The sequence below is a fragment of the Xenorhabdus aichiensis genome, from assembly GCF_028598775.1.
GTDB classification, from domain to species: domain Bacteria; phylum Pseudomonadota; class Gammaproteobacteria; order Enterobacterales; family Enterobacteriaceae; genus Xenorhabdus; species Xenorhabdus bovienii.
On sequence record NZ_JAQRFO010000093.1, the window covers coordinates 1 to 3,426 of the forward strand.

General features: G+C 41.5%; 5 protein-coding genes. 4 read left to right on the plus strand and 1 reads right to left on the minus strand.

From position 1 onward, the window contains the following. The first annotated feature begins 106 nt into the window (after positions 1–106). The 4 genes from PSI22_RS20850 to PSI22_RS20865 all read left to right on the plus strand — a co-directional run bounded on the left by PSI22_RS20850 (position 107) and on the right by PSI22_RS20865 (position 2,617). Entirely contained in the window at positions 107–1,291 is a 1,185-nt protein-coding gene (locus PSI22_RS20850) for a DUF2515 family protein (protein ID WP_273581398.1), read from the plus strand. Next, positions 1,288–1,908, plus strand: a complete 621-nt coding sequence (locus tag PSI22_RS20855) for a hypothetical protein (protein ID WP_273581399.1) — start codon at positions 1,288–1,290, stop codon at positions 1,906–1,908. The genes PSI22_RS20850 and PSI22_RS20855 overlap by 4 nt, the downstream gene beginning before the upstream one ends. Positions 1,909–1,983: 75 nt before the next feature. Next, positions 1,984–2,154: a hypothetical protein gene (locus tag PSI22_RS20860; RefSeq protein WP_273581400.1), complete on the plus strand. Its 171-nt coding sequence runs from the start codon at positions 1,984–1,986 to the stop codon at positions 2,152–2,154. Positions 2,155–2,422: 268 nt separating this feature from the next. After that, positions 2,423–2,617, plus strand: coding sequence for a hypothetical protein (locus PSI22_RS20865; RefSeq protein WP_273581401.1), 195 nt, complete (start codon positions 2,423–2,425; stop codon positions 2,615–2,617). A gap of 358 nt (positions 2,618–2,975) precedes the next feature. Here PSI22_RS20865 and PSI22_RS20870 read toward each other — a convergent pair whose 3' ends face one another. Continuing rightward, a complete protein-coding gene (locus PSI22_RS20870; protein ID WP_273581402.1) occupies positions 2,976–3,227 on the minus strand; it encodes a hypothetical protein in 252 nt (83 codons plus the stop codon). Positions 3,228–3,426: the final 199 nt, after the last annotated feature.

Consider the following 3,426-nt stretch of genomic DNA (forward strand, 5'->3'; position numbering starts at 1 on the left):
TCTAGTTACAGTGCCTCATTAAAAAATATAAATGAGACGAATGGAAGGGTATAAGCGATTTAAATAATGGGATGATATTAAACATATTTTAATAAGGAAGATATAAATGACCGAAGTCTTTAAAAAACATAAATACGATGATATGGAGTTGTACAAGAGCACCCAATCAGTTGCAGCGTGTGACTGTCATTTCGAAGAAAAAGAGGGAAAACAAATTAAAGTTATTGATGTCCCCATCCTCACCTGTGAGTGTGTTTGGCGCAGGTATCAGAAAGAGGCCGAAGACATTGTCGCACCCGGTGGAAAACTGATTGCAGATCCCAAGGAACGCAATAAGCGCATAAATCAGGCTTACGCTAAAATATGGTTAGAAGATAACCGTTTCCAATGGGCCGGTCTTGCTGCTTTTGCTTCGAAGCAGGTAGGGTGTGGATTGATGCATGCTTCTACGGTAATGAAAAAAGTAGAAGCGGAGCATGACGCCCAAAAACGCTTGACTAAAGCCATGGAGGAGGCAAAAAAAGAAGTAGATAATCCGATGTTTCCTGGTTACCCACCGTTTATTATTGCCGGTGAAAGTGCGGATGATGTTGGTCAAGCTATAGAAGAAACTAGGAAAGCTAGCAAAAATAATCCAGTACCTGCCGACTTGCCTATTGGTGAAAAAGGATTAGCATACGCAGCAGTCAGCCATGTGTATGAAATGATGGCACTGGGAAATACATCGTTATTTCTGGATGTATATCCACTGCACGCTTTCTACAAGCAACGTGGGTTAGAGGAACTCAAAACATGCCTACCTGTACGTAAAAATATCTACGGTAATAGCAAATTCCCAGTATTGTGGCCGATAGAGCAAGATGAATTGGAATTTGGTCTTCCTCATAAAGAAATTCTAAAAACTTTTGAAGCGATAGACGCGGGTAATATTGCTAAAAGTGTTGAGTATCTTGCCTACCACGAGCAGGTTAATATACTACAACCCTCAATGTACAGTAATAGCAGTTTCGTATGGGCATTGCGTAGCAACCATTGGACCTATATCAGCGGTTTTTTTGCTGGTGCATCAGAATCTGTTGAATTAACGCTAACTAGTCAGTGCGTACTTGTTAACGATGGTAGAACTATCAAATTTATTGATGACTGGGGATTAGACCTATCCAATATCAACTCACGTATGCCATTCGTTCTCAAGGCGGCAGCGCGTTTTAATGAATTGCTAAATGGTAGCAATCGAGGTTTGATACAAAAATCTATAGAAGAAATTGCTGCAAGAGGCGGTGACAAATGAAACTGTTACAGTCAATAAGCCGACGGCGCGGTGGTTTTATCTTAGCATTGTCAATCGTTCTGGGCTTGGCGATAGCCTATATCTATTATTCCTTTTATTCTCGTGACCCAGAGATAGCTCTGGTGATTGGTGAACCCTACGAGGAAATGCGACAGCGATCCAGTGCAGATATTGCTCCACACCTTCCAGGCCACGCTTGGTATAACACTCCAAAAACAGATGCACGTTTACGCTTTATCGATCCCAAATATGGATTTGTTACGCCACCTGCCCGATTTTTTACTGTTATGTTTGATGATGGAATAATCGATGGTGTACGTATGTCTCCACAAATAGAACCTTTACTTTACGATGATGCGATTAGGGTTGTGTTAGATTTACAAGATCAGTGGCGCAAAGGGGGTTGGGAGCTTACTAAAGGATACCATCTCTTGGTTAATACACCAGAATTGCATAACAGCCTTCGTAAAATGAAAGGGACTGGAATGACTTTTTGGCAAGCAGGTGACAGGTATCAAATCATGCTGAATATGGCACGTTTCAAAGATGATCGACATCCTGATGAAGAGCGATATCTGATCACACTGGCGATTGCTACACCGTGGGTAAATCAATAACGCAAACTCAACTGAGTGTGAGAATATTATCTTCTCACACCTCTTTCAGGCTATTGCTTAAGGACGAGATATAAAATGGGTTTGTTACAACGAATAGGCCAACGACGCAGTGGTTTAACCTTAGCTTTATTAATCGTTCTGAGTCTGACTATCGTCTATCTCTACCATTCCTTTAATTCCCGTGAACCCGCCGAGATAGCCTTGGTGATTGGCGAACCTTACGAGGCGATGCGGCAACAGTGCTAAAATTAGCCCACCCTATGATAATAGCATCGGGTTCAGAATCCCAAAAACGGATGCACGCTTACGCTTTACCGATCCGAAATACGGATTTATTACCCCCCCTGCACGATTTTTTACTGTTTCCTATAATAAAGGAATCATCGAGAACGTGCGCATGTCTCCACAAATTGAACCGTTACTCTATGATGATGCAATTAAAATTGTGCTAGATTTACAAGATCAGTGGCGTAAAGCGGGTTAGGCTCTGACTCTAGCTAGGGAGTCTCCAGCCTTGGCTAACACACCAGAATTACGTGCCAAACTTCGTAGTTTAATAGGCTCTGAAGTGACTTATTGGCAAGCAGGTGAACAATATCAGATCATGTTGATTATGGCACGTTTTAAAGATGACCGACACCCTGACGAAGAACGATATTTAATCACGCTGGCGATTGCCGAGCCGTGGGTAAAGAATTATTCAGCCTGACGCGCTACGCTTGTCTTCTCCGTATTACCGGGTTAATACATTAACCCGGTAATACGGAGATCTGAAAAAAAAGTAACCGTTACTCTCGATTATGTTTATATAAATACACCCATTTTCACGGGATAACGGGGTAAATGATAGATTTCTTATATATTTCATATCGTTAAACTATCCCACATCTTTTTTGGGATAACCTCTATTTTCATAATATCGCTTTCTGCAATCACGCTATGTTACGGGATAGAGCGGGATAACACGGGATAATTAAAATATTTATAACTAATTGATATAATTTAAAATAAATATCTTTTATCCCAATATCCCGTTATCCCAACGTTTTTTTAACCCTACGTGAGTGCTAATCTTCATCCTTGAAAACCAGTACCACAAACCGCCCCTGAGTGCCATTCACTGAAATGGTTTTACTGATAAAGCGGTCTTTTTCAGCTTTAACCAACATTCCGGTCTCTTCTAAGGCTTCAAAACCAGATTTCTTCTGCACCCCCTGCAATATCTCTTCTTCAAATACACTGGGGATAATATGGTATTCCACCTGTCCATCATCACGACGATTGTTCACCAGATACCCGGCAAGATCATTAATTCTCATGGCGTGTGATGTATCAATATCACCATTTGGCCTGCCGTAGGTATAAGGCTAGAAGCGTGAAAGCCCGTATTTCTGGATAAAGTTACAGGCTCGCGTGATAACCTGATATTTTTCCCGGTTTCCGATACCAAAATCAGCTAACCAGCCATCGAAACTTTGCTTTATCGCAGCATGACACGCTTCTTTACTCCAGCCAGTA

Coding starts and splice junctions, on each gene's coding strand:
- PSI22_RS20850 (WP_273581398.1), top strand. CDS start 107: ATGACCGAAGTCTTTAAAAAACATAAATACGATGATATGGAGTTGTAC.
- PSI22_RS20855 (WP_273581399.1), top strand. CDS start 1,288: ATGAAACTGTTACAGTCAATAAGCCGACGGCGCGGTGGTTTTATCTTA.
- PSI22_RS20860 (WP_273581400.1), top strand. CDS start 1,984: ATGGGTTTGTTACAACGAATAGGCCAACGACGCAGTGGTTTAACCTTA.
- PSI22_RS20870 (WP_273581402.1), bottom strand. CDS start 3,227: ATGAGAATTAATGATCTTGCCGGGTATCTGGTGAACAATCGTCGTGAT.